This is a genomic window from Streptomyces sp. BE303, assembly GCF_036290945.1.
Lineage (GTDB): Bacteria > Actinomycetota > Actinomycetes > Streptomycetales > Streptomycetaceae > Kitasatospora.
Genome location: NZ_JAQYWZ010000265.1, coordinates 1 through 495, shown reverse-complemented (window position 1 = coordinate 495; position 495 = coordinate 1). Strand labels below are relative to the sequence as shown.

General features: G+C 74.3%; 1 protein-coding gene. It reads right to left on the bottom strand.

The window, feature by feature from the left end; genetic code table 11:
* The coding region (locus tag PUR56_RS01955) for a beta-ketoacyl synthase N-terminal-like domain-containing protein (protein WP_329947581.1) at positions 1 to 495 on the bottom strand (495 nt) is incomplete at both ends.

Sequence of the window (495 nt, the reverse complement as noted above, 5' to 3'; positions counted from 1 at the left end):
GCCGCCCCGGTGCAGTACCCCATGATCGAGGCGCCGACGATCACGCACAACGGCTGGCCGCGCAGGCCCAGCGGATCGGCACCCGCCGCCTCCAGCGTCTCCCACGACGTCTCCAGCCACAGGCGCTGCTGCGGATCCATCGCCAACGCCGCACGCGGCGAGATCCCGAACAGCCCCGCAACGAAGTCCCCCGCCCCGTACCGGACCCCGCCCTCCCGGGCGTAGAACGTCCCCGCATGCTCCGGATCCGGGTGGTACAACCCCTCCAGATCCCACCCACGATCCGTCGGGAACGCCCCGTTCCCGTCCCTCCCGGACGCGACCAGATCCCAGAACTCCTCCGGCGTCCCCACACCACCCGGCAACCGCAGACCCATCCCCACGATCACCACCGGGTCGTCGCCGGTGGCGGCCAAGGGCCCCGGAGCGGCGGGACCCGCGGCGGCCGCGCCGCCGACCCCCTGCTCCAGCACGACCCCGGCGAGCCGCTCGGCG